The sequence below is a fragment of the Pseudomonas sp. LBUM1673 genome (assembly GCF_059695645.1).
Genome location: NZ_CP166780.1, coordinates 6,317,473 through 6,343,085, shown reverse-complemented (window position 1 = coordinate 6,343,085; position 25,613 = coordinate 6,317,473). Strand labels below are relative to the sequence as shown.

The window sequence follows — 25,613 nt, the reverse complement described above, 5'->3', positions numbered from 1 at the left end:
TGTGAATCCATTCGACCGGGCACGTCGGCAAGCATTCGAAACCCGAGAAGCCCTAGTCGGATTGGCCGACTCTCTAGGTGGGGTCAGCTCCTCTGAGCTACTGGCTCATGTTGAGGACGCACTCGAAATCGCAATCGAGCGGTTGCCTTTCGGGCACCCAGAGCTGGGTGGCGGCAGCGGGGTGCTCAAGCGAGAAATTCAAACCATCTACATCCGCAACGACGTTTCTCCAGGAGAAACCGCCTATCTCATCGCCCATGAGTTGGGCCATTGGTACCTCGACGGCGATCGCCCTGCACAGACTGTTGCTCATCTGACTAGCATGACGGATTCCTACGGGAGTCAGGCTACAGTGGCGGTGGAAGCATACGGTGCTCGTGAGCGCTTGGAGCTTCAGGCCAACGTATTTGCCCGTGAGCTACTGCTACCACGTGGCGTCGCAAGCCACCTGTTCCATAATGGTAATGGTGCTACGGCCATCGCGGTCACTCTGGAGGTACCGCTGGAGATCGTTCGTCTTCAGCTGTTCGACGGCATTTTGCTCCCAATATTGCCTCCCGCTCCACCTCCGCCTCTGCCGCTTATGACGCAGGGGCAGCACGATGCCGCTACCGCGTCCGAAACCTTCGTCAACGTTGTTGCGGGGCCGGGTACTGGTAAAACGACAACACTGATCCATCGCATAAAACACTTGGTAGAGCGCGGTATTCCTCCTAGTCAAATCTTGGTGCTTACTTTCACGAACAAGGCAGCTCATGAATTGGTGGAGCGCCTGAAGGTATCTGGCATCGCCGGGGCCTCCGACGTGTGGGCCGGGACTTTCCATGCATTCGGGCTCGAATTCCTTCGCAAATATCATCAGATTTTCGGCCTGCAGTCCGACGTTCGGCTCGCAGATCCGCTGATGCAAGTTCGCCTGATGGTGAGCACGCTGCCCAAGGTGCGGCTCAAGTACTATCTGAGACTGCAAAACCCCTACGATTGGCTACCTGGCGTCTTGGGCCATATCAAACGACTCAAGGAAGAATGCCTCACCGTTGCCGACTACCGAGCACGCTTGGCTGCACTGCCGCCCTGTGAGCCGGATGTAGCCAATGAGCGCGAAGACATCGCCACTCTGTTTGAAGCCTACGAAACGGCAATGCGGGCTGAGCATTTGGTCGACTACGTTGACCTTATTGCCCTCCCTGCATCCCAGGCCAAGCGGGATCGAACAACCGTTGCTCAGTACATCGACCATTTCTCGCACGTGCTAGTGGACGAGTATCAGGATGTCACCGAGGTGATGGTCGACCTCCTTCGCCAATTGGCTCTCAATGCTCAATCATTCTGGGTCGTTGGTGACGTGCGCCAAGCCATTCACCATTGGCGAGGCGCATCGATCCGTAGCTTGATGCACTTCGACGCCACGTTTCTGAGCACCATTCCAGGAGCAACAGTGCGCCGTTACGCTCTCGATCTGAACCGGCGAAGCACGCCTGAGATCTTGGAGTTATTTTCCTGCGCAGGCATCCATCATGCACTGAATGACCGGATGCCTCTGGAGCCAGTCACGGCGTATCGTCCCTCAATCGGGGTTATACCTACCCTGTATGAATGCGACTCCAAACCCTCCCAAGCCGTCACGATCGCTCAGCGCATTGATGGACTAGTGCAGAGGGGTGTCCCGTACAGGGATCAAGTCGTGATCAGCCGTAAATCGGCAAACGTTGAGCAAATTGTTGAAGCGCTTGAAAACCTGAATGTGCCAGTGCTGCACATTGGCGATGTCTGCCAGCGCCCCGAGATAAAGAAACTGCTGTGCCTGATGGAACTGCTGTGCATGCGACAGCCGCGCTCACTGGTCGGGCTGATCTCTGAGCCAGCGTTTCGAATGCCACCCCAAGACATCGAGCACCTCATATTCCTGACCCGCAAAGGCGCGGGATTGAGCATGCAGCGAGGCCGTTGGCTGTGGCTGCCTACGCCAGGTCTATCGCCCGCTGGCCAGCAAGCCAAGTCAAATTTGGCGTTGCTGTTGAAGGGGCTCAAGCGTAATTCAAGGCCCTGGGATTTTGTCTCCAAAGTACTGCTCGATCAGCGCTACGGTCTTCCAAACCCCGCTGATCAGACCATACAGGCCCATACTCAGCGCTTGGCGACATGGCTATTCGTCTACGCCGTACGCAATGGTGACGGAGATATCCGCCAGGCACGGCTTTCCCAGTTCCTGCTTCGTGAGGAGCTACGCCGCAGGATCGGAGAAAAGCTGGGGGATCGTGGCTTACCGCCTGAGGCGCGAGTCCTGGATGCGGTGAGCGTCATGACTGTGCATTCCAGCAAGGGGCTTGAATACCCTGCAGTTCACGTCACCGACGTTGACGACGCGTCATACGGCGCCAATCGGCCCTTCGCATACGATGTGCGGGGGTTGGATCTCATCCCCCCGGAAGTGCTGAATAGCACCGGAAAAGAGTTCATGTTCGAAGAGCGGGTGGAGCGCAATAACCTGCTCTACGTCGCTCTGTCTCGGGCCCGTGATTACCTGTATCTCTATGAGATCAGCGGGTGGCCACGTCCAGTTCCGCTCAATCGCGCTGCTGCCACGAGTCTGGTTAAGCGCTCGGGGGTGAAGGTACCGCCCGCACCCATCATACCGGTGCCGTTGGCTAGCAGTACCGTGGTACCCACTGTGAGCTATGAGGCGTTTCAGGCCTACATGAGCTGTCCCCTGCAGTACCACTATCGTTACGAGCTAGCGCTCACTGCCGAGCAGGAAATCGATGTCTCGATCCGTGCTCGCTGGGCGATTATGGACATGCTGTTGGCAGTGGCGAGGGACGGCGCTGACCCCAACACGGCATTTCAAGCCGCATGGGCGTTACACGGTCTACCAGATAGGACAGAAGATCCTGGCTTGATGGATGATGCGATTGCCGCCGCCAAGCGCGGGCTGGTAGTGGTTAACAGCGTCGGCGGCGCCGTCGAAGAAGGGATGGTTTCCGAAGTCAACGGGGTGCGCATTGAGCTCCCTTGGATGATCGCCGATAAAGGGCAGCTGCACTGGATTCGAGCTCAGACGGGGATCCAGTACACCCTTAGTCACCTACGGCCCATGATGCTTGATATCAATGGATCTCGAAGGCCGAGTGCGAAGATCTACTCCATTATCACTGAACAGCACGTGATGGATGGCCCTTCCAGGCAGATCGCAAGCACGTCCGTTTACAAGATGGCTCAACGTTTTGCTGCAGGTGATCGATCTGCTTCCAGGGGCCGGCATTGTGGGCGCTGCGCGTATCTGAGCATCTGTGCCAATATCCCCTGATTGACCTCCGTGGCCCCGATTTTGAGTGGCTGGCTTGAATAGGCTGTTCTCCTGTTTACCTAGCAATAGGATGACTATGTGATAGGCAACATTTTCAACGTTTTTTCTCGAAGGAAGGAAAACAAGTCGGTGGCTAGAAAACCACTGACAGACGGATTCAGGCGTCGGACGCTCATGTTGCTGCGCGACGCAAATGGTGGAAGCTTGTATGAAACCCTTGAGTTTCTTCACGGAAAGCTGACCTATTTAGTTGGACGAGTCCCGCTCACTCAGACCAAGGTTGACTCAATTGTGGAGGACGCCATGCAGTTCCTCCGAACGTGCAGTGACGCTCACTTTCTCGATGCTGTGGAATACATTGTCCACTCAGACGCACACCGTTGCTTGGGCGGCCAGCAAGAGAAGGTCGTGGAAAGGCTCAATGAGTTTTTGAGTGTTGACGATCTGCCTTATTTCATCACCAAGCAGATTTGGGAGTCGTGGCAGAGTGACGACTTTCGCGGCCAATCCATTCGGTTGCTCGAAGAGTCCAAGGTGATTCCGAAAGACAGCCAGGTGATTCATGAGACAGCGATCGAGCCAGCTCTTGAGCTGCTTCGGCAGCCCGCCTTCCGCCATGCCAATGCTGAATTCATGGCTGCGCTAGAGGACTACAGGCACCAGAAATTCGGAGACTGTGTCACTAAGTGCAACTCCAGTTACGAAAGCGTGATGAAGGTGATTTGTGGCCAGAAGGGCTTCGGGTATACCCAGGGCGATACCACCTCGAAGCTCTTGAGAACGATCATGGGGCAGACTCAAATGGACAGCTTTTGGGAGTCGCCACTGCTGATCGTGGGCACTCTTCGTAATAAGCTTGGCTCTGCCCACGGAGCAGGAGAAAAGGCGAAGGTAGTGCCCGAGCATGTGGCAAAGTACGCGCTCAACGTGACAGCATCCGCCATGGTGTTCCTAAATGACCAGGCTTATAAGTAGGATCTGATTTTTCCAATACACAAACCCGAAATATCACTTGCGCAAAGGATTGTGATGCAAAGTTATAAAGATGTTGTTGAAGATTACATCAAGCGGCAGATTTTCTCGGAAACTGGCGAAGCGTTTCTCGATCTTTCGATCCAAGAGGATGTAATCTATTCTGAGTTTGATTTTCTCGGTCGAATGCTGTGTCAGAAATATATAGAGGGTGATTCGAGCTTCTATCTATTAGACAGCGTGCAAGTCCAAGCCGCAGCTGTTCATGGTCATCAAGCGGTTTTAGTTTGTAAGGGCATGCTTGATCTTATATTTCGTACCTCAGCTATGATGGTGGGGGCAGAGCGGCGTCAGAAATCCCCAGAGGATGAATTCTACGAGCCCTGGGTAAACAGTTTAAGTTACTGGTTTAAGAGCGCTGAATTCGATTGGTCGGATGAAAGGTATTGGTGGCTTCATCAGGACGATTATAGGAAAGCTTTCGAAATGCTTGCCGAAGGCTTGTTTGTATTTCTTGTGTTGCATGAAATAGGACATCTCCATAATTTGCACGGGGACAGACGAGCCGGAAATTCAAAATCTGCACCCCCTTCCTCATCATCAAGCACTGATGAAGTCTTTGTGCATGAGGCGCTGAGTGGAGGTGAGGCTATGAGTGAGGCCGATAGGCTGGCTGCACACACTCGTGAAATCATCGCAGATACTTATGCATTTCAGTTCATGCTTGTCGAGCTTAGAGAAAGCTTGCTTCCGGAGTCGGAGTATATTGGCTATGACGAAGGAGCGCTCCGCTCAGTGCATTTTGGCGTATGTATTTACATGGTAGCTTCCTTGTTCTGGGCGTTCAGCTTCCAGCGGCCAATGCGGAATGATACCCAAGAAGATGATTACCCCTCTCATCTTTTCAGACTGCAAAGCATTGAGGCTACCTCTCTTGAGCATCAATTGGCTGGTGGTAATAAAGAAACTTATGACGGTATGGCGCTCGGAATACAAACTTACACCCAAAAATTAATTTGTGCTGCTGGAGATGAGGGCTTTGTTTCTTGGCGTATGGCGGCTAATCTCCCAGCGAATCACGAGCACTACAAGAAGGTTTGTGAAATGACGGATGAGTGGTCAAATATTAAGTTTGGTGTGCGCAATGAGGATTGGCTTCGCTGGCCATTCTGAAGTTTTGAGCAGGTAAACCTAAATAACCTCACCGTGTGGTGGCATCTTAAACGGCCACCTTCTGGGGTGAGGGATAGGCGGAAAGTTGCCAGTGGCTTTAGCCCAAGATGAGGCGGTGGCTAGACCTCTTACACAAGGAAAGTTGTGGTTATGACGTACATTAACCTGCCGAGTGATCAGCAAGCTGCAATCAGCGACGTGGACGAAACGGCGCTTCGGGCAGCAGTGAGCAAGTGCCTGGATGAAGAGCGCATAGGGCCGATTCATGGCCTTGGGCTCAGTGACTGCGGGCCTTACGTGGCTACTAGGCTTTATGGGTTCCAACAAGCGATCGCTGAGTACAGCAAGGCCAAGGCCCATGCCAAGCGCGAACGGACTCGGCAAGATGCGCTGTATGCCGGCAATGACCTCGTTCACGCCTTGCAGCAAATGAAAGGGCAGCTCGAAACTGAGCGCAAAGAGGGGGAACTGTTCTTCATTGATGATCAGATCAGGCCGCCTTTCCACCTCAGCAAGCGACTATCAGTGCAAGTGTCGTTCCGCTGGCGAGCGTCGCCGTCTGCGGACTGGAAGTACGGGCACCTGACGTTCGTCTACGATTTCTCCCCTCAGCCCAGCTACACCCTGCCGCTTCCCAAGCGCAAACCCAGCGCGGCGCAGGCAGCGAGGGATCTCGAAGACAGTCTGTACCGAGAATGGGAACGCTTGAAGGCTCAGGCCCTTTTCTCTATGAGGGAGTTCTTCCGCGATGGTGGCGACGGTGATGCTGTGCCTGAGGTGTTCGCGGTGAGACCTAGTCCCCACGGTGGGGGGTTGAATAACTTCAGCTGCAATTTTTGGCAGGCCGAGAGGCCGGCATTATAAATTTGGCAAGCCATCAGGTTCGGTGCCGGTGGCTGGTATTAATGAACGTCCGCTCACCATGTCTGCTCGGACGTTACCAGGTATCGTGACCCGCACACCACACGATGACGTCGAGCCCTGCGTTGACCTAGGGCTAGAGCGTTAATCGTAGCAGGGCGATGCCATTGGTCATTCCAGGAGTGGATGATGGGCAAGGAACAATCGGCTACCAAGATCAATGGCCCTAAACCGCAAGACTTCCTGCGAGCGAGACGTCCAGAGCAGTTCTCGGACTCTGTAAAGCTTCAAGAAGCTACCATCGACCGCTTGATGCTGGAGTACCACTTCGAGACCCTGAACAACCGAAGCCAAGAGCTTGAGTTCGAGATATTCGTACGCAAGCTTTGTGAGCGAGAAATCTGTCCCAACCTGGTTGCCCAGACCGGCCCGACTGCGGGTGGAGACGGTAAAACCGATACCGAAACGTACCCTGTAGCCAGCCAAATCGCCTTTTTCTGGGGATTAAACGAGGCTCCGGAGTCTGAGCGATGGGCATTCGGTGTCAGTACCCAGAAAGACTGGAAGACAAAATGCACGAAGGATGTCGAGAGCATCATGTCCACCGGGCGTGGGTACTCACGCATCTTTTGTGTCTCCAGTCGATTCATCAAGAACAGCCTGAGGGCGCAGCTTCAGGATGACCTTTCGGAAAAGCATGGCGTCACGGTCACAATCCTTGATCGAACCTGGCTGCTTGATAAAACACTGCAGCCCAAGAATCAGCAGCTTGCCATCGACTACCTAGGTCTTACAGGCAGCATTGAGAGCAAAATTCAGATCGGCCCATTCGACGCTGACAAGCAGATCCAGCTAGCAGACATTGAGCGTCAGATCGAACAGATTGAAGATCCAAGCCGTTTAACGCTCTCCCAGGTCGACCTCTATACCAAGCGTGCCATCATCTACAAAGAGCTGGAACGGGATGCCGTCGCTGTTGAGCACCAGTTCAATCTCGCTGTGCGGACAGCGAAAAAGTTTGGCACCCAGAGGCAGCATTTCGAGTCCCTTTATCAGCTGACATGGGCCGCGTATTGGTGGCTGGAAAATGCCGAGCTCTTCGAGGACACCTTTGAGAAAGCGCTTGGCGTGGCACAAGAGACCGACAACGTTGAGGTCTGGGAGAACGTCGTAACGTTGTTCAATCTGGTTGTCACCACTCATCGAGACGGCAAGTGCACCCTTGATGTGGCCTGCATCGAAGCCACCATTCGAGAGAAATTGAACTCGATAGCCGGCGACGCGGATATGATCAGCGGCGCATTGCAAGCCAAGACATCACTGGCGCTCCTGGATCTTTTGGCTGCTAAAAGCGAGGAGCAGGTCAACAACACCTTCAGGTCTTTGGGCACCATCGCTGATAGTGCTCATAAGCTGATTGGCTACCCTATGGCTCGTCTCGTCAACTTGCTCGAAGAACTCGACGTGGCCTTTGGAGATCTCAAGGCCTACGAAGATCTCATGGATAAGCTCATTGATGATGCGGGTGAACGGGAAAATAGCCGGATTAAGGCAGACAAATACCTGAGGCGAGGAGCGCTGAGCAGCGATAAAAAGGATTACTACAGGGCAATCAAGTGCTTTGGGTTGTCTCTGTATGGGTTGTATAGCAGCGAAAGCAAGACGGAAATGTTCGCTGCCCTTTATATGTTGTCCCATGCATACGAGAAGCAGGGCCTACTCTGGGCTGCCAGAGGTTCTGCGCTGATGGCAGCTTACCTCGTCACCTCTGAGGCACTGAAGGAGCAGCGGAGCAGTGCTAAGCAAGCTGCTATTTACCAGCAACTCATGTGGATTGAAGGTCAGCTTGGTCGTTTGGGTCAGTCATTAACTTGGTACCACCTGGCTCAACTGATCTCTCAAACACTGGATGAAGAGCTGTGGACAGAAAGTCAGAAAATGAGTTACGAGGCTCTCATTGGTAAGCTATTTTTCAACGCCAATTTCTCAGATATTGAAAGACTAGCTTGGCTGCCGGATAAACTAAATCAGTTAGGTTTATGGCTCAGTGCCGATGCGCTATTGATTTGCTTAGGTCATGAAGATAAAGCAGGGCCCGAAGGTGAGCCTATTGATCTTCAATTTATAAATATGTGGCGCGGCATTGATATGGGCGCCCCGGTGGCCCCGCTCGACCTTTATATAGACCGCTGGACGACCATAAGCTCCTACATCCTGGGTTGTAAGGTGTCCGTATCCTTCCCCGTGAAGTCCCCTTGCATGGAGCTAGCGCAGCAATTATTGGCTGTGCTGGAAAGCTTCTGCGCCCCGATGATGGCAGACCATCTAGCGTCTACATTGCCCGCCGTAAATATTGATATCTCGCTGGAAGATGAGGACGAATTCATACTTCAGCACAGTTTCGATACTGCTGCACAGGTAACTTCTGCTGAAATACTCTGCTCGCCCTTCAGTATCGCCAATTTGACCGATGAGCAACGAGATACAATCAAGGATTTCTACAGTGAATTCTGCCTCCGTTTTGTCACCATCATCTGCCCTCAGATTGGCTGGACGAGATTGGAAGAAATGCTTCGAGGCGATAAAGCCTTGGAGCGAGCCGTTGTCTTCAATTGTAATATTGGATTGGACAGCTATTTCATGGGGCGTGAGGCTGTCCCAGGAATTGCGTCTCATCAGGACGCGTCCTTAGAATTGTACCAGCCGACTCGTCGCGTGACTTGGTTTGAGCATCACAACATTGAACCCATGGACTGGCGACCTAAAGCTGACGTTTCCGAGGAGCGACCAAAACATCCGTTCCAATTTTCAACCCTTAAACATAGAGACTTGAAGATTTCATCTCTCATTCAGGTCAGTCTGTGGGATCAAGCTGGATGGAGGGGAGTCGGTTTTCAAGGGGGGGGAGGCCAGATTCCTGCTGTTGTATTCCTTTTTGAAAACCCGGTGGTTGGGGAAAAGATTTTTTCAAATATCGCTAAAACTGTCGGTGATAAAGATCCTGGCAAAAAGTTGCGTATCGCACTCATGCGCGGAATTAGCAAGCAGAACCCTGCGCACTATAGAGTGGTGGTTACGAGTAATCTTGAGCAGAATGATGACGATTCTTCGAGTATTCATTCGGCCTCGTCCAGAATTCTTACGGTTACGCCGGATTCCTCTGAGAATCTTGATAGGTTCCTGAGCGATTATGAAAACTACAAAAGGTGCTATGTCGTCACGGTGGACGCAAAAGGGAGACCCACACATCATTTATCAACTTCAGGGCTTGTGGTTATAAATGCTTGGGAAATTGATGATAACCACCTAGAGATTACAGCGCTTCAACCTGATGACGATGTGTTAATCCCGGAGGGGGTAGACAACCCTCCGATCAGCCGTGCTTTGGCGCGGATTCGTTCATCGTAAGGCCGGTAGCCATAGACACCAGAGGTTGCTTGCTCCAGGCGTCTCATGCGTGGCGCCTGAGCTATCTCATGTACACCTGTTTGGTGCGAGTCATGTTGATTCGGTAGCTGTCAGCGAACAGGCCGTTTGTCTCCAGTACGACTTCGCTCTTATTCGTGCTGCGGATGTCGTAACGCTGTGACTGGGCCATGAGGAGACCATGCTCCAACTCGGTTTCTTCAGTGCTCGGTGGGCGCGAGGTATCACGTATCTTGAGGGTCATTCCAGCCAGCAATCTGGCGGCTACACGCATTCTTACGCTGAGCAGTTTGATGACCAACTCATCGTCGGAGGCTTGCCACTCTCCATTGCCATCGAAGTTATAGATCGTGGTGTAGGGAGAGAGCGGGACAGGCAAAAAGGTAGTGCTCTTAAGGAGGCCATTGATTCGGTATGTCCTGTTACGAAAGAACTCTGTAGTGCCCTCAAAGCCAACAACGCCATTGCGTTGAGGGTATTGGTATTCTTCATACCACAAGCCCAGCAGTTTTGGGTTCAGACCATCGGATGTGCTCGGCTGAACCATGTAGGGTGCCAGCGGCCCTAGTATGGTTGACACGTCTCTGAGATGCGGAATCAGGAAAACGATTCCCGCCACGATACTTGCCCACCAGCCGACACGGAACTTACTCAATTTCATACCGCTTTACTCACGATGCAGAAACTCCTTGCTCGCCCGGTGAGGAGCGTCACACGTCCAGTTTGCGGTGCCACAGGTCGTGCACTGTCTGTTTAGAAATCCCCATTTTTTCGGCGATCTGCTTCTGGTTAAGGCCTTCCGCCTTGAGCTGATGTACCTTTCTCAAGGATGTGACGTCTTCCACGGACATCGCGCTGTACTGCATCGCAGGTTCGTTGGTCTTCGCTGCGTGCATTTGCTTGGCAATGCCGAAGTCGGTGGTCAACCGCTGATGGCTCGAAGGGTGCCCGATTGCTCGGGTGCCCTTGATCGTCTGGTGCGCAGCGGGAGAGTGAGCTTAGATCGGGACAACGATTCGACTGCGGGCCACGCAGACGTTTTCTTTGACGGCAAAACACTCTACGTAGTGATCCCCCTGGAAGCTTGATCGCTCGGTGATCTGATGCGGCCCGCTGTCCATCCGAATGTCTCCACGAATCATGTTTCGCTCAATTGCTTGAGGGCCTACGTTCTTTACCTTCCAATAAATCTTATAGGGCGGCGGCACGTCAATTTCGGCTACCCAGAATGTTAGCTCGCGTTCCTTCGGAATTTTGTAGCGGATGACCCTCGACATCAGATTGCGCAGTTGATCCCCTTCGTTTTTGACGCTGCAGTCGATGCGCAGGTTGTACTGGATATCCAGGCTGAATTTCTGGCCAATGAACTGCTCCATGTTCTTGACCCGGCCTTCGTTGATGGCTTGCTGTTTCTCTTCTTCCACGTACTCAGGGAAATGCTCACCAAAAACAGTGCTCCAACGTTCGTGGGCAACGTCAGCATCGTCCAGAGCCTCCTGCAGTCGACGCAGAGCTTTCTTGGCTTTTGGATGAAAGTGCCCCGACTTTGTGACGATCGAACCGCTCCCCGGCGCTCGCCACTGTTCTTTGTCCTCATTGATATCCACCAGATACGCAAAGAAGTCCCGTGACATCTCACCGTACACGGAGTACGACTCATCGTCGTAGTCTGCCGTGCCTTTGAGGAACTGGTAGCACAGGGTGTCGATGAGCATCCCTTTCAGCGGGACGCCGTGGTCATTCTTCCAGGCGCGAACCATTTTGCAGAGGCGCTTGAGGTTGTGGTTCTTGTCTTGGTTAAGGCTGTTGATCTCATCGATCTCTGCGACCGGATTGCAGGTATTCCAACTGCCGCCATCGTTGGCATCTGGATAGGTGTAGCTGCCATCATCGTGCTCGAACACTGGTAAGACTTCGACGATGTAGTCCGTGAAGTCGACCGACACCACCTGCTGCTGAGCGCGGACGGTATGGTTGGGAAACCGGTCTTTGAGGGCCAGGCGGATCTCGCCAAGCAGCGAGGACTGCTTATTATTCACGTACTTTTGAAACCGGTCATACACTGACCACGGCAGAACAAAAGCCATGTCCAAGTCGCTGATGCCATGGACTGCCGTATGGCGCCCGTACGACCCGACCTGGCGACAGTGCAGGCTAGTAGAGTCGCTGTCGTAATATTTCCCGTTGAGCTTCTCCGTGATCTGGCGATAGCTCTTGGAGATCGCATCAGCGTTCCTGACCGCCAGATTCTTCCGAAATAGTTCAAACAGCTCTTTACTCATGGGTGCAAATCCTTTGCAGGGCATTCACTATTTCAGGGTGGGAGCCGAGATACGAAACCGCGCCCATGGCAGCCAAAACCGCGAGAATAGAGACATAGAAAGAGAACGGGACTTTGTCCCTCCACAGGGAAAACTTCCTGGAATCGGTGATCCAGTCGATCTGCTGTTCCCAGAAGAATTTCTTGTGGGCGAGCCACCCAGAAAACAGGATGTGCTTGTTCAGGCACGCACTCCGGAACGCCTCGGTAATGAGGTCATACTCCAGCTGGTGAGCAGGCGTGAACCCAGTGGCTGCTTTGCATTGGGCATGTAGCACCTTCAACCGATCAAACAGCGCGGTCAGCGCGCTACCCGCCTGGTAATACTGTCCCTTCGTCTCTGAGTAGAGCGCGATGTAAAGGCTGCAGATGCCAATCACTGTGATGAGGGCTGATATGTTTTTGGCGGCCAAAACATCGATGTAGAGGGAGAGGACACCTATGATGAGTGAGACCATACCGATCCACCCAGGCGCTTTTTCAACGATGTCGAAAGTCGAAAAGTGAAGCTTGGCGGCATACCCAACGTCGTATGCCTTTTCCGCAATCATTCGCAGCGCTACCTGCTGATCCATGTGAACCTCTGAGCTCAATCCTTGTGGCTGCTCAACTGCAGTGCCAATGAGCCGTGAGGTCACGTGGTCGTCTGACAAGCCGGCATTTACCTCTGGGCCGCAGCATGTCCCGGTTACTGCAGCAGAAGGCTTGTGGACGTTACCATAAGCCGAATCGGCCAGCGATGGCTAAGCGCTAGTAAGGCATTCAGGTGCCCGAAACCGGGCACCCTTACTCTCAAGCCATCAGGCGATTGCTGAGACGCTCAAGCAGATTTTACCTGGCATGAGTCGTGTGCACGTCCGTCAGCTCGCGATCGCTTCAGCAACGGCTTCATGCTCGTTCCAGATCGCCTCGCACTACTCGGACGACTGCAGAACGGCACCCATCGCGCGGCGCAGGTGTACCCAGTAGACCTGAGCGCTCTGGGCAATCAGCGGGTTGCCAGAGGATCGTAGATTGCGGCATGGAACGCCACGTCCGCGTCGACCATCTCCTTGATGTTCTTGCCCTGTGAAGCCTCGTAGCCCGGTTTGATCACCGCAGGATCGAGCTGGAATTTACGCTCGGCAGCCATCTTCGCAGAGAGGTTGTCCAGCGCGCAACGGATCAGATAGAGGTTGCTGATGTCATCGGTGGTCAGTGGGGTGACCGATACACCTCTGGCGGGCGCGTCCTGGATCAGTCCGTACTTCTTCAGCAGGTGCAATGCCTGAAAAATCAGCGAGCGAGAGATGCGCATCTGCTCGGCGATCTCTTCTTGAGTGATGCACGTGCCAGGAGCCAGGGAGCCGTCGCTGATGAGGCCGTGTGCTGGGGCGGGGAGTCACCAACTTGTATCGGAGAGAGTCCAGTGATCCGTTCTCGTTCCAGATGGGCGCCGGCTCCACCTAAGTTCAGTTGCTCACACATCAAGGCATCAATCTGGCGGTGAAGCGTCTACAGGTGGATGCCAATAGGGGATCTGTGAGGCCCCTGGCTTATTCAAGACAATCGTTACGCTTTGCTCGCCCTTGTGACCGCCACATAGAAATCGGCTGAGGATAAGGGCAGATACTCCCCTTTGCTGATGAACTTGCCGATGTGGTCATCACGGACTGAGGTCAGTCAGGGGGGAGCTAGTAAAGCTAGGAAGCCCTGGCCCAAGCTAACATCTGCCGCATACCTCTCATCTTGTGCAAGAGGGGTAGCAGCAGGTGCCAGCACTGGAGTGCTCGACGACCGGATGCTTTTTTAGCGTGAGAAGCCTCAACTGTCTGTCTATAATCCGCGCATGTTGAATCCAACCGAAATCCGTCCAATCCTCAAGCAGTGGGTCGCGAAAGCGATGCCCCATGAAGAGAGTGACGTCTTCATCGAGGAGCTGTGCTTCATCGATAAGGCCAGACGCGCCGACCTCGTTCATGCCAATGGGAAGCTAACCGCTTTCGAGATCAAGTCCCATGCTGACACCTTGACACGCTGGGAGGGCCAGCAGCAGGCCTATATGGCGTGCTTTGACGAAGTCTGGCTATGCTGCCATTCAAAGCACTTGGTGAAGGCTCTTGAGTCATGTCTACCGCATGTTGGCGTACTCGTCGTCGATGACTATTCCGGCATGGCGATGATTCGAAAGGCGAAGCCCAACAAGCTCCAGGATAAATTCCACCTTACGGGATTCTTGTGGCGTAGCGAGTTGGACGCACTCGCGAACCAGAATGGCGTGCCAACGAAAAGTCGTCACCTCATAAAAGAAGTGCGTCGCCAGCTATGCGACACCCTCCCCATGAGCTTGATCAGATCACATGTCCTAGCAAGCTTGAAACAACGCTATCGCTCGCTAGAGTAAGTCGTCAGCATCGAGATCATCGAAACTGTTATCCGTAGCTACGATGGACTCGATCATGGCGCAGATATGCTGATTGATCCTGTATCCATTCCACGTACCGTTGTTCCCGTAGCCGGTAGATGTGGCGACAATTCTGCTGTACTCACGAGTAGCCCAGCAAAAATCATCACCGTGGTAACCCGGCAGCCCTCTGATTTCTTGGGCGATTTCAATGTACCGTACAAATTCCTTGTCCGAACCTTTGCGTCGTTGCCACCATTCTGTTGGTGTGTAATAGCAGGCGAAAGGAAGCACAGGCATGCCTCGTATGTATTCCATCGAGGCGGTTGGATTGGTGGCGGCGTAATCCCCGTAGACAATATCCGAAGCTATGCCACTGGTATCGACCCTTGCTTGCCACGCAACGTCGTAACAGGCGGAGGAACGGGAGGTATTTGAGGCGGGCTTATCGATAGGGAAGGAGGTGCTCATTAGAACCAAATTCCGTATCTGATAGCTGTTGAGTTGACGCAGGGATACATTGAAATCCGACCCTGAGGCAGTATTGGCCGGAGCTGTGGCACCGAAGTCCAAAATCACCGTCGCGGTGTCCGGGCTTTCAAGAGCATCCAGGATCGATAGCAATCTGCTCCATGAAGTCGCAGTGGGGTTCTCTGGGCAGGTAACCCTGATGGCTATATGGGGGAAATCGCTCTGAAGAGCGAGAGCACTTTGGATGACTGCTCGTTGGGGGTCGTCATCAACCCAGGAAACCACTGGTATTGCGTTCTGGTTGATGCCTGCCACATCTGAGAAGAATCGACGTTTGTTCTCAAACGCACCATGAGGATTGTGCAGGTCATTAGTAGTAATGAATTCTTCACCAACGTCCTTCGTTATTCTTGAAACGTCTAGGAAAAAAGGATGTTCAGTCCAATTCGCTAGGAATGTTTGTAGGTGTCTGTCGTCGTCACCTCGCATGTCCAACAGCGGAGCTACGACGTCCCGCCTGTGGTCTTCCAGATTTATCAGCGCCTTAACGTCATTCTGACCAACTCGTAAACAAGCCACGTACTGCATCTTGCACTCCTTGCATGCTGTGAAAAACGGCTTCGCCGTGACGCTGATTGCATAGCGAGTAAAGGGCCCCGGCGATCAGCGAGCGTCGACATGCGAAACATATCGGTTTTGCTCACTGCCACTGGCCGACGTCATGCTTCCAGCGGGACGGCAGGTGGAGATTGGTAAGATAGCACTTGGCCACTCAATAAAAGCTTTAATGCGCTGTTTTGGGATATGGGGTGCGCCTATGTCCGATAAGTCGGTGCGTTACTCGTAGTGGAGTTCACCAAACAGTCCGATCATGAGGTCACCATCCAGGATCTCAAAAGGGAGGGTGACGTACTGGTCAGGATGCCGAGGCAGCGCCTTTCCGTCGTGCGGTGCATTCTTCGTGTGCCCTTGAACCTTTTCCCCGTTCTCCTTGATATAGGGAAGCACGACGATCCGGCCATGGTTCTTGGATAGGATCGTTCCCTCGTGCCATAAGGTGTTTCCTTCTTCACTGCTGGACTCGCCACCCGTGTTTTTCACCACCCACCGTGGCCCCCCGTCGTCCTCATACCAGAATACAAAGCCAGCGCAGACCAGTACCCTCTGGCCGCGCATCCTTGCCTCAGCGAGCATTTGCTTGACGCTCGCTAGTTGCAGCAGCTGATTGGCTCGGGGTAGCAAGAGTGCGCGTATCTGCGCTTTAGTTCTTCCCCAGTGTTCAGCTCCCGAAAGACCAAACCCTTTGGCTGTCACTTCGCGCAGACAGATCTGCGAGCGTTTGGGAGACAGGGCTCCGATCTGTTCCCATGTCTGGTCATCGACACGGCGAAGGCACATGTTGAATCTCGGCAGGGCCACCACATCCACATAGGGGGCTCGTTCGAGCTCCTCATAAAGAGGTTGGCGCAAGCTCTCCATCGTATTGTGCAGTTTCAGCTCTTGCACCGAGAGCCTGGGCAGATGGGCGTTCCTCTTGATAGCCTCGCGCTCCATGAGCTCCTCTTCTCCCTGGATACGGCGCGCCGCCGTCAGTGCTTTCTCGACTTTCAGGGTGGTCGAGCTCTGAAGCACAGGATCCGATACCGCCTGAACTACCAGATCACTGGTGCGGCTGTTGAACTCGTCTGCAGCTTCCATGGCCTCCTCGTAGGAGGTGAAAACAGCTGCCCTCGCATGTCCGCTGCCGTTATCGTAGAAGTAACGCTTCCAGGACAGCTGGGAGTCGGGGAAGAGCTTGAGTGCCCCCAGCTGCCACGTCCATCCGGTGCGGAATTGCCGGAATGGAAGGATGGCCAAGGTGGGCATTGAGTGGTATGGCATCTGATCTAGGCGCATCGATTCTCCCTGCTGTTTGCGTCTTAGTGCCTGCGGAAGCGCTGGAGCTGATCCTGGGGAGATAGATTCCCCCGACCTCATGGATAGCACATTGCCAGGATGAATCAATTTTTGGCTATGAGGCCCGTATTTAGGCCTCTTCAGAAGAAGATGAGCTTTGGGCGAGACTTAAAAAAACTGGTGGTTCATCCAGTATTAGGGCTTGAGTATGTAATGTGCAAAAGCTACAATGCACATATACAAAGTTGCTTGGAAGGCATTACAAGTCAACGTAATGTGCAGTAATATGGGGGGATGAGGGGCCTGGGCACGCCGTTCAACCTCACCGAAGGCGCCGCGCTGCTGAGCCTGATCGGTCGCCTGACCGGTTACACACCGCGCTGGTTCACCTATTTCATCGGCGACGCCCACGTCTACGAAAACCACCTGGACATGCTCAACGAACAGCTCAAGCGCGAGCCGTTCCCGATGCCAAAACTGGTGATTTCCGACCGTGTGCCGGAGTTTGCCAAGACCGGTGTTTATCAGCCGGAGTGGCTGGAATTGATCGAGCCGAGTGATTTCTCGCTCGAAGGCTATGAGCACCACGCGCCGATGACCGCGCCGATGGCGGTCTGAAGATCAACTACTGAGCCTGTGGGAGCGGGCTTGCCCGCGATGACGGCGTCACATCCAACATTGATGTGACTGACAAACCGCTATCGCGGGCAAGCCCGCCCCCACAGGTTTTTGTGGTGTTCTTAGTGGCCGTGACTTCTCCCGACATGGGAATGCTCAACCTCCGTCGCCACAACCCCTCCGCTCACTTCCAACCGCTGCAAAATCCCGCACTGATCGATATCCGGCCCTTCGCTGCAGCGTTGGCGCAGGTCGAGCAGCTGTGTCTGCAAGGCCAGCAAACCGTCGATTCGAGCCTTCACATGGTGGATGTGTTCGTCGATCAACGCGTTGACGTTTTCGCATTGATCCTGCGGGCTGTCGCGCAGGGCCAGCAGGCTGCGGATTTCCTCGAGGGTCATGTCCAGCGTGCGGCAGTTGCGGATGAAGGTCAGGCGCTCGGCGTGGGCCTGGGTGTAGACGCGGTAATTGCCGTCGCTGCGGGCTGGCTCCGGCAGCAGGTTTTCGCGCTCGTAGTAGCGAATGGTTTCCACGGCGCAGTCGGTGAGTTTCGCCAGTTCTCCGATTTTCATCGCGACAATCTCCAAAAGGGTGCTTGACCCTATAGTGGCTACAGGGTCTTTACTTGGCAACAGGCACCTTCATGGACGCGACCAATGAGCGATTCTCTTCACACCCACAAACCCGAGACCGGGCACGATCACAGCCACAAGCTGCAGCCTGTGCCCCAGCATGGCCATGGAAGCCACGGGGATTCCTGCTGTTCGTCCAAAGCCGCGGCACCTTCGCGGATTGTGTTGAGCGAGACGCCGACCGCCAGTGCGCGGCTGAGCAGTTTCCGCATTGAGGCGATGGACTGCCCGACCGAGCAGACGTTGATCCAGAACAAACTCGGGAAGCTGTCGGGTGTGCAGCAACTGGAATTCAACCTGATCAACCGGGTGTTGGGCGTGACCCATGACCTGCCAAGCACCACGCCGATCATCGACGCGATCAAGTCCCTCGGCATGCACGCCGAGCCGATGGAGCAGGGCGCTGAAGCTCCAGCGTCGAGCCCTGCACCTGCGAAAAAGCCTTGGTGGCCGCTGGCGTTGTCCGGCGTCGGGGCGCTGGCCGCCGAGCTTATCCACTTCACCAATGCGGCGCCGAACTGGGTGGTGGCGGTTATTGCACTGATCTCGATCCTCAGCGGTGGCCTCAGCACCTACAAGAAGGGCTGGATTGCCCTGAAAAACCTCAACTTGAACATCAACGCGCTGATGAGCATCGCCGTGACCGGCGCGATTCTGATCGGTCAGTGGCCGGAAGCGGCGATGGTGATGTTCCTGTTCACCGTGGCCGAGTTGATCGAAGCCAGGTCTCTGGACCGGGCACGCAACGCCATCGGCGGGCTGATGCAGATGACCCCCGAGCAGGCCACGGTGCAGCAGGCCGACGGCAGTTGGGTCGCCCAACCGGTTAAAAACATCGAACTGGGTGCGCGGGTGCGAGTGCGTCCCGGTGAGCGAATCGGTCTGGACGGCGAAGTGCTGTCCGGTAACTCGACCATCGATCAGGCGCCGATCACCGGTGAAAGCCTGCCGGTAGAGAAAACCATCGGCGACAAGGTGTTTGCCGGCACCATCAACCAGTCCGGTTCGCTGGAATATGCCGTGACTGCCGAGGCCAGCCACTCGACGCTAGCGCGCATCATTCATGCCGTGGAGCAGGCCCAAGGGGCGCGGGCGCCGACCCAGCGCTTCGTCGACAGCTTCTCGAAAATCTACACGCCGGCCGTGTTCATCCTGGCCTTGGCTGTGGCGGTGATTCCGCCACTGTTCATGAACGCGCTGTGGTTCGACTGGATCTACCGGGCGCTGGTGTTACTGGTGGTCGCCTGCCCGTGTGCCTTGGTGATTTCCACCCCGGTGACCATCGTCAGCGGCCTCGCGGCAGCGGCGCGCAAAGGGATTCTGGTCAAGGGCGGCGTTTACCTGGAGCACGGCCACAAACTCGACTACCTGGCCCTCGACAAGACCGGCACCCTCACTCACGGCAAACCGGTGCAGACCGACTACTTGTCCCTCGACCCGACCGCTGATGAAACCGCCCCGGCCATTGTGGCGGCACTGGCCGGTCGCTCGGATCACCCGGTGTCGCTGGCCATCGCCAATGCGGCTGTGGATGCAGTTGTGGATAACCAGCGCGCGCCGCTGATTGTGGATAACTTCCAAGCCCTGGCGGGTCGTGGTGTGCGTGGTGAGATCGACGGTGAGGTCTACCACTTGGGCAACCATCGCCTGGTGGAAGATTTGGGCCTGTGTTCTCCAGCGCTGGAAGAGAAACTGTTTGCTCTGGAGAAACAGGGCAAATCCGTGGTGCTGTTGCTCGATAAATCCGGCCCCTTGGCGCTGTTCGCCGTGGCAGACACAGTGAAAGCGTCCAGTCGCGAAGCGATCCGGCAGTTGCATGAGCTGGGTGTCAAAACCCTGATGCTGACCGGCGACAACGTTCACACCGCTCAGGCCATCGCCGCCCACGTGGGCATCGATCAGGCGCAAGGCGATCTGTTGCCGACCGATAAGCTGCAAGCCATCGAAACGCTGTATGCCCAGGGCCATCGGGTCGGGATGGTCGGCGACGGCATCAACGACGCCCCGGCACTGGCGCGGGCCGAGATCGGTTTCGCCATGGCAGCCGCCGGTACCGACACCGCCATTGAAACCGCCGATGTCGCCCTGATGGACGACGATCTGCGCAAAATCCCGGCCTTCATCCGCCTGTCGCGGCACACCTCAAATATCCTCAAACAAAACATTGCCTTGGCATTGGTCATCAAAGCGATCTTTCTTGGGGTAACCTTCGCCGGGATCGCCACCATGTGGATGGCGGTGTTCGCCGACATGGGCGTGAGCCTGTTGGTGGTGTTCAACGGTTTGCGCTTGTTGCGCAAATAGACGATTTACTGAGGCCTCGGCTTAAGAAATTGCGGTGACTGGTCTGGCGCCTTCGCGAGCAAGCCCGCTCCCACATTGGATCTCGGGTGTTCACAAATGCTGTGTACACCGCAGGACTAATGTGGGAGCGGGCTTGCTCGCGAAGAGGCCCGCCTGAACAGCACATCACTCGGGCTCTACAGCTGCTGCGCCAACACCTCAACCTGCTCCTGCCGCTCCGCCTGACTCAACTTCGGATGAGGATTAAGCGACGACCACTGCGGATGCGCCCGCGCCTTATTCAGCGCTTCCGGCAGTTTGCCTTCGCGCCAGGTTTTGTCCTGCGGCGTGGCGACCTGAATGCTGTCTATCGCCGCATGCCCGCGCTGGTTCAGGGCTTGCAGCAATTGCCGCTGACGCAGCGCCAACAGCCGCAGCACGCTGTCGTCGACGGTCAGTTCCCGTTGGCCTTTGATCTTGCCCAGCAGACGGCTGCCGTAACTGCGGGCGGTTTGCAGAGCGCCGCCGGCAATCGCCCCTGCCAGTGCCGCCGCGCCGAGGGTCAGGCCGCCCACCAGCAAATCGACCCCAGCACCTGCCGCTGCACCGGCCGCAATACCACCGCCAACTCGCACGCCCAGTTGTTTGAGGGTTTCCGGGTTGAACAGGTCATCGCCCCAGCGGCCATCGAGCAGCGGCAGATCACTGGCCGCCGCGTCCTGTGGGCGGAAGGCGTAGAGCTTGAGCAGGGCTTCGACGCAACGTTGTTCGCGCTGGCGAACGGCTTTGCGCAGTTCGCTGATTGCTTGTTGTTCCTGCTCGGCCTCGCTGACCACGCTTCGACGGCAGGCGGCGCAGTCGATCAACAGATCGGCAATCAGCCGCGCCGCGCTCTGCTGGCGGGCCACCCGCTGGGCCTGTTGATCGGCAATCAAACGCTCAAGCTGTTCCCGAGCGTTTTCGAGTAGCAGCGCGAGGCTTTCATAGAGTCGACGTTCGCCATCCTCAGGTGGCGCGACGCTGTCGAAACGGACCAATGCATGCAAGCCCAGACGCGCCAACGCTTCGCGCCAATCCGGTTCGCGGTGGTTGGCGCTGCTGACAAAATTCAGTACCGGCAGCAGCGGTTTGCCGCAACTGGCCAACACTTCCAGTTCGTCGCGGTACTTGGCCAGCACCGGCTCCCGGGCGTCTATCACATAGAGGCCGGCGTCCGAGGCGAGCAATTGTCGCAGCACCTTGGCTTCCTGTTCGAAACGTTGCCGGGCTTCGCTGCCCTCAAGGAATCGTGCCAGCCGTGCCGGGCCGTCGAGGCGTTCGCCGGGCCGTTCCAGGCGCTCGAGGTAGTCGAGCAGGGCGATGGCGTCTTCCAGGCCCGGCGTGTCGAAGAGATCGAGCAACGGCTCGCCGTCTACCGACAATCGCGCGCCTTCGACATGACGAGTGGTGCTGGGGCGATGGGACACTTCGCCGAAGCCGACATCTCGCGTCAGCGTTCGCAGCAACGAGGTTTTGCCGACGTTGGTGTGGCCGACCACGGCGAGTTTCAAGGGCCGTTTCCAGGCATCAGTCATGACCCGTCTCCAACCAGCTCAACGGCGCGCAATCGGAGAACGGCAGGTCCAGTTGTTGTAGCGCAACATGCCAGTCGCCCAGGCGTTCGGCATCCAGCGCTTCGCCGGGCGGCGCTTGCAGCAACCACACGCGGGTAGCGCTGGCGCTGCGGGCCAGTTCGGCAATCAGCGCCAGGCTGCCACGGTCGGGCGAGCGCCGAGGGTCACAGGCGATGGCCAGACGGGCCGGGGGAAATCGACTCAGCTGTTCGAGCAGTTTGTGCCGGGATTCGCGGCTGTCGAGGACGCCGGCGTTGTTTACATTTTTCGGCAGCTGCGGCGGCCAGGGGCGTTGATCGTCCAGCTCGATGGCCACCAACAGCGCGCCATCGCTTTGCAGATCGCTGGTAGCGTGTTCAACCCGATGAAGTTGTTCGGGAGCGGCATCGTTGATGCCCAGGCGTTCGCTGGTGGGCATCAGCCGTTCGCGCAGTTGAGCGTAGCCGGGCAGGTTCAAATCCAGACGCAAGGCCGCTTGGCCGGTTTTCCAGCGCCACAGGCAGAACAATGCGAGCAACAGACGCGGTAAAACGCCGTACACCAGCAGCACGCCCACCAGCCACGCCGCCCAGGCCTGGCGAGCGCTTTCGATGTTCAGCGCGGCATCGCCGCTGGCCCGGATCATCTCCACGCTGGGCACACTGAAACCGAGCAAGGCCGGCAGAGCACCGAGGGCTTGGGTCATGGCGACGAAGGTGTCGCCGCCGAGAATGGTGGTCTCCCAGACGAAGCCGTAGCGCCGGGTCGCCATCAGCGTTAGCACCATTACCAAGGCACTGAGCATCGCCAGCAACCACAGTCCGTTGACCAGCACGCCCAGTGCCCAACGATTGAGTTTCTGCCGTTGCAGCAACAGCAGCAGGGCGGGTGCCAGTTGCGCGGCGTTGGCATCGCGGGCGAGTTTTTCACTGAGCCACAGCCACAAGCGTCCGAGGGCGGCGCCTTGTTCGCCGGCGAATACCAGGCTCAGGGCCCAGCTCAGCAATAGAATCAGATTCAGCCCGAGCAGACTGCCCAACGCCCAGAACACATTGACCGGGGTCTGGCCGTCGCCCAGTGCAGCAAACGCCAGGCCGGCGCCACTGATCACCGCCAGCACGGCCAACACGATCAGCGCCAGTCGCGCGCCTTGCAGCCAATGCTTGAGGGCGCGGGTCTGTCCGTCGCGCTCGGCCAGGCACAGGGCGCGGCGTTGAATGCGCGTCGGCAGGTTGCCGCCGGCGCTACGGGCGATTCGGTTGGCTTCCAGATCATCCAAGGGGCCTGCGTGTTCTTCACGCAGGCGTATGGTTTCGCTCAGCCAGAGGTTTTGCAGTGGAGTCAGTTCAGTCACGCGGCATCCCGTCGCTTAATTGAGCGGTGAGCATAACTGCTGTGACGCTTATCGGGGTAAGGGAGGCTCTGGTATCCTCGCCGGCATGACTAAATCACTCCCCCTCAGCTTGATCGCAGCCCTCGGTGAAAACCGTGTGATCGGCATCGACAACAGCATGCCCTGGCACTTGCCGGGGGACTTCAAATACTTCAAGGCCACCACCCTCGGCAAGCCGATCATCATGGGTCGCAAGACCTGGGATTCCCTCGGTCGTCCGCTGCCGGGCCGGTTGAACCTCGTGGTCAGCCGTCAGGCGGATCTGCAACTGGAAGGTGCGGAGGTTTATCCGTCGCTGGAGGCGGCGGTGGTTCGCGCGCAGGAATGGGCGAACGAGCAGGGCGTCGATGAGGTGATGTTGATTGGCGGGGCGCAGTTGTATGCGCAAGGGTTGGCACAGGCTGATCGGCTATACCTGACCCGTGTGGCGCTGAGCCCGGAAGGGGATGCGTGGTTTCCGGCGTTTGATTTGAACCAGTGGAAACTGGTGTCGAATGTTCCGAATCCGGCGGAGGGTGACAAACCGGCGTACAGCTTCGAGGTTTGGGAGAAGGCCTGAAAGCTTCGCGGGCAAGCCTCGCTCCTACAGGGATTTGTGTCGATCACCTAATGTGGTTCACTACAACCCTGTAGGAGTGAGGCTTGCCCGCGAAGAGGCCCGCTCAGACGATGAAAGTCTTAAGGCTGAGCCAACGCCCCATGCTCATCGGCATCCAGCAATTCTTTATCGGTCTGCTGCATGACCTGGCTGGTGATCGCGCCAGCGGTAATCGAGCCACTGACGTTCAATGCCGTGCGGCCCATATCGATCAGCGGCTCAACCGAAATCAGCAACGCCACCAGTGACACCGGCAAACCCATGGCCGGCAACACGATCAACGCGGCGAAGGTCGCGCCGCCACCGACCCCGGCCACCCCGGCCGAACTCAGCGTCACAATCGCCAGCAACGTTGCGATCCACAGCGGGTCCAGCGGATTGATGCCCACGGTCGGTGCGACCATCACCGCCAGCATCGCTGGATACAGACCGGCACAGCCGTTCTGGCCAATGGTCGCGCCAAACGAGGCGGCGAAACTGGCGATGGACTGTGGAATGCCCAAACGGCTGGTCTGGGCTTCGATGCTCAGCGGAATGGTGGCGGCGCTGGAGCGGCTGGTGAAAGCAAACGTCAGCACCGGCCAGATCTTGCGGAAAAACCGTAGCGGGTTGATCCCGGCGGCCGATACCAGCAGGCCATGGACCACAAACATCAAACCCAGGCCGATGTAGGACACCACCACGAAACTGCCGAGTTTGATGATGTCTTGCAGGTTGGAGCCGGCGACCACTTTGGTCATCAGCGCCAATACGCCGTATGGAGTCAGCTTCATCACCAGGCGAACCAAACGCATCACCCAGGCTTGCAGGGTGTCGATGGCGTTGATCACTTTCTGACCTTTCTCGACATCATCCTTGAGCAGTTGCAGCGCAGCGACTCCAAGGAATGCGGCGAAAATCACCACGCTGATGATCGATGTCGGCTTGGCCCGAGCGAGGTCGGCGAACGGGTTCTGCGGGATGAACGACAGCAGCAGTTGCGGCACATTCAGGTCGGCGACCTTGCCCGCGTAATCGGTCTGAATGGTTTGCAGACGAGCCATTTCCTGAGTGCCGGCGACCAGGCCTTCGGCGGTGAGGCCGAACAGGTTGGTCAGGCCGATGCCGATCAACGCCGCGATGGCTGTGGTGAACAGCAGCGTGCCGATGGTCAGGAAGCTGATTTTGCCCAGCGACGAAGCATTGTGCAGTCGCGCCACGGCGCTGAGGATCGAGGCGAACACCAGCGGGATCACGATCATTTGCAGCAACTGCACATAACCGTTGCCCACCAGATCGAACCAGCCGATCGAGGCTTTCAGTACCGGGTTGCCCGCACCATAAATCGTGTGCAGGGTTACACCAAAGACCACGCCCAGTGCCAACGCCAGCAGAACCTTTTTGGCCAGGCTCCAGGTGGTGTGACGGGTTTGAGCCAGGCCGAAGAGCAAGGCGAGGAACACCAGCAGATTGAGGATCAGCGGCAGATTCATAAAGGCTCCAATAAACGTGTCAGCTGCATTCCGGGACAGCTGCGAACCGGTAAGCCTAACAGCTTGATATGTAATGAATTAATATCAAAAACAGCGCTCTACTGTCGTTTTTGGAATAAGCAGCTGACGCTATGGGGTATGCGGCTGACGGAATCAGGATGCAAGCGGTCGCGGGCAGGCGGGGACTGTCATACAGATTTGTTAGCGTCGATATCT

Annotated in this window: 19 protein-coding genes and 1 pseudogene; 9 read left to right on the top strand and 11 right to left on the bottom strand. The window is 56.1% G+C overall.

The window, feature by feature from the left end:
- Position 1 precedes the first annotated feature (1 nt).
- From ACA044_RS29045 to ACA044_RS29025, 5 genes are all read left to right on the top strand, one after another.
- On the top strand, positions 2-3,307 hold the full coding sequence (locus tag ACA044_RS29045) for a UvrD-helicase domain-containing protein (protein ID WP_497444323.1): 3,306 nt from the start codon (positions 2-4) through the stop codon (positions 3,305-3,307).
- 174 nt (positions 3,308-3,481) lie between these two features.
- Positions 3,482-4,282, top strand: a complete 801-nt coding sequence (locus tag ACA044_RS29040) for an abortive infection family protein (protein WP_497444322.1) — start codon at positions 3,482-3,484, stop codon at positions 4,280-4,282.
- A 54-nt stretch (positions 4,283-4,336) separates the two neighbouring features.
- Entirely contained in the window at positions 4,337-5,452 is a 1,116-nt protein-coding gene (locus ACA044_RS29035; RefSeq protein ID WP_497444321.1) for a hypothetical protein, read from the top strand.
- 150 nt (positions 5,453-5,602) lie between these two features.
- Positions 5,603-6,316, top strand: coding sequence for a hypothetical protein (locus ACA044_RS29030; protein ID WP_497444320.1), 714 nt, complete (start codon positions 5,603-5,605; stop codon positions 6,314-6,316).
- 183 nt (positions 6,317-6,499) lie between these two features.
- Positions 6,500-9,721 carry a hypothetical protein gene (locus tag ACA044_RS29025; RefSeq protein ID WP_497444319.1) on the top strand — a complete coding sequence of 1,074 codons (3,222 nt, stop codon included), beginning with the start codon at positions 6,500-6,502 and terminating at the stop codon, positions 9,719-9,721.
- Positions 9,722-9,782: 61 nt separating this feature from the next.
- Here the strand turns inward: ACA044_RS29025 and ACA044_RS29020 are convergent, their stop codons facing one another.
- The 5 genes from ACA044_RS29020 to ACA044_RS29000 form a co-directional block, all read right to left on the bottom strand.
- Positions 9,783-10,400: a hypothetical protein gene (locus ACA044_RS29020; protein WP_497444318.1), complete on the bottom strand. Its 618-nt coding sequence runs from the start codon at positions 10,398-10,400 to the stop codon at positions 9,783-9,785.
- A 49-nt stretch (positions 10,401-10,449) separates the two neighbouring features.
- The gene (locus ACA044_RS29015) at positions 10,450-10,665 is read right to left on the bottom strand and encodes a helix-turn-helix domain-containing protein (protein ID WP_497444317.1); all 216 of its coding nucleotides are present in this window, start codon (positions 10,663-10,665) and stop codon (positions 10,450-10,452) included.
- Between the two features lie 72 nt (positions 10,666-10,737).
- Entirely contained in the window at positions 10,738-12,021 is a 1,284-nt protein-coding gene (locus tag ACA044_RS29010; RefSeq protein WP_497444316.1) for a nucleotide-binding domain-containing protein, read from the bottom strand.
- Complete coding sequence (locus tag ACA044_RS29005; protein ID WP_497444315.1) at positions 12,014-12,634, bottom strand: SLATT domain-containing protein; 621 nt, start codon at positions 12,632-12,634, stop codon at positions 12,014-12,016. The genes ACA044_RS29010 and ACA044_RS29005 overlap by 8 nt, the downstream gene beginning before the upstream one ends.
- Positions 12,635-13,047: 413 nt before the next feature.
- Complete coding sequence (locus tag ACA044_RS29000; protein ID WP_497447329.1) at positions 13,048-13,368, bottom strand: GntR family transcriptional regulator; 321 nt, start codon at positions 13,366-13,368, stop codon at positions 13,048-13,050.
- Between the two features lie 519 nt (positions 13,369-13,887).
- Here ACA044_RS29000 and ACA044_RS28995 point away from each other — a divergent pair.
- Positions 13,888-14,442 (top strand): sce7726 family protein, encoded by a 555-nt coding sequence (locus ACA044_RS28995; protein WP_497444314.1) that lies wholly within the window; start codon positions 13,888-13,890, stop codon positions 14,440-14,442.
- On the opposite strand, the gene ACA044_RS28990 is transcribed toward ACA044_RS28995, so the two are convergent.
- Positions 14,434-15,501, bottom strand: a complete 1,068-nt coding sequence (locus ACA044_RS28990) for a beta family protein (protein WP_497444313.1) — start codon at positions 15,499-15,501, stop codon at positions 14,434-14,436. The two genes, ACA044_RS28995 and ACA044_RS28990, sit on opposite strands and share 9 nt — an antisense overlap.
- 249 nt (positions 15,502-15,750) lie before the next feature.
- Positions 15,751-16,809: a hypothetical protein gene (locus ACA044_RS28985; protein ID WP_497444312.1), complete on the bottom strand. Its 1,059-nt coding sequence runs from the start codon at positions 16,807-16,809 to the stop codon at positions 15,751-15,753.
- A gap of 300 nt (positions 16,810-17,109) precedes the next feature.
- Here ACA044_RS28985 and ACA044_RS28980 point away from each other — a divergent pair.
- A pseudogene (locus tag ACA044_RS28980) lies at positions 17,110-17,427 on the top strand (thymidylate synthase); the annotation flags it as partial.
- Positions 17,428-17,549: 122 nt separating this feature from the next.
- On the opposite strand, the gene cadR reads toward ACA044_RS28980, so the two are convergent.
- Positions 17,550-17,999, bottom strand: a complete 450-nt coding sequence (gene cadR, locus ACA044_RS28975; RefSeq protein ID WP_007897786.1) for a Cd(II)/Pb(II)-responsive transcriptional regulator — start codon at positions 17,997-17,999, stop codon at positions 17,550-17,552.
- An 84-nt stretch (positions 18,000-18,083) separates the two neighbouring features.
- Here cadR and ACA044_RS28970 point away from each other — a divergent pair, with 84 nt between their 5' ends.
- The gene (locus ACA044_RS28970; protein WP_497444311.1) at positions 18,084-20,363 is read left to right on the top strand and encodes a heavy metal translocating P-type ATPase; all 2,280 of its coding nucleotides are present in this window, start codon (positions 18,084-18,086) and stop codon (positions 20,361-20,363) included.
- Positions 20,364-20,539: 176 nt separating this feature from the next.
- Here ACA044_RS28970 and ACA044_RS28965 read toward each other — a convergent pair whose 3' ends face one another.
- The gene (locus ACA044_RS28965; protein WP_497444310.1) at positions 20,540-21,916 is read right to left on the bottom strand and encodes a GTPase/DUF3482 domain-containing protein; all 1,377 of its coding nucleotides are present in this window, start codon (positions 21,914-21,916) and stop codon (positions 20,540-20,542) included.
- Positions 21,909-23,288, bottom strand: a complete 1,380-nt coding sequence (locus tag ACA044_RS28960) for a DUF2868 domain-containing protein (protein ID WP_497444309.1) — start codon at positions 23,286-23,288, stop codon at positions 21,909-21,911. The genes ACA044_RS28965 and ACA044_RS28960 overlap by 8 nt, the downstream gene beginning before the upstream one ends.
- Positions 23,289-23,373: 85 nt before the next feature.
- Here ACA044_RS28960 and ACA044_RS28955 point away from each other — a divergent pair, with 85 nt between their 5' ends.
- Positions 23,374-23,886: a dihydrofolate reductase gene (locus ACA044_RS28955; RefSeq protein WP_497444308.1), complete on the top strand. Its 513-nt coding sequence runs from the start codon at positions 23,374-23,376 to the stop codon at positions 23,884-23,886.
- Between the two features lie 119 nt (positions 23,887-24,005).
- Here ACA044_RS28955 and ACA044_RS28950 read toward each other — a convergent pair whose 3' ends face one another.
- Positions 24,006-25,397, bottom strand: a complete 1,392-nt coding sequence (locus ACA044_RS28950; protein WP_497444307.1) for an L-cystine transporter — start codon at positions 25,395-25,397, stop codon at positions 24,006-24,008.
- Positions 25,398-25,613 lie beyond the last annotated feature (216 nt).